This window comes from Arcobacter sp. CECT 8989 (assembly GCF_004116715.1).
Classification (GTDB): Bacteria; Campylobacterota; Campylobacteria; order Campylobacterales; family Arcobacteraceae; genus Halarcobacter.
Genome location: NZ_PDKE01000112.1, coordinates 1 through 403, shown reverse-complemented (window position 1 = coordinate 403; position 403 = coordinate 1). Strand labels below are relative to the sequence as shown.

Genomic DNA, 403 nt, shown 5'->3' with positions numbered 1-403 from the left:
AAAAAATCTTAAAACTCAAGAGATATACAAAATTCTATTGAACTTGTAAGTCTTAATACAAATAAAAAAGTAAATAAATATGATAAAGCAGTGGAAGGTTTACAAACAATAATTGACAACGGTGATAAAAAAGCTTCATATAAACTGGATCATTTATATTTATATCCACCTTACTCTTTAAATAAAAAACCTGAAGATAAAAAATCTTTAGCTATTTATGAAGACTTAACTAAAAAGAATGATTTAAAAGCTATTCAAGAGTTAGTTACTTATCACTTGTATTACTCTTGTAATAAAAACCCTAAAAGAGATCAAAAAACTGGTTTTTCGTATATGAAAAAGCTTTATAAGATAAGAAACAGTCAAATGAATTAGGCATCTCTGGAAGTGGCTTATACTTATT

Annotated in this window: 1 protein-coding gene; it reads left to right on the top strand. The window is 25.1% G+C overall.

What is annotated here, in order from left to right; all coding sequences use genetic code 11:
- Positions 1 to 90 precede the first annotated feature (90 nt).
- Entirely contained in the window at positions 91 to 375 is a 285-nt protein-coding gene (locus tag CRV02_RS14655) for a hypothetical protein (RefSeq protein ID WP_129090921.1), read from the top strand.
- The last annotated feature ends 28 nt before the right edge of the window (positions 376 to 403 follow it).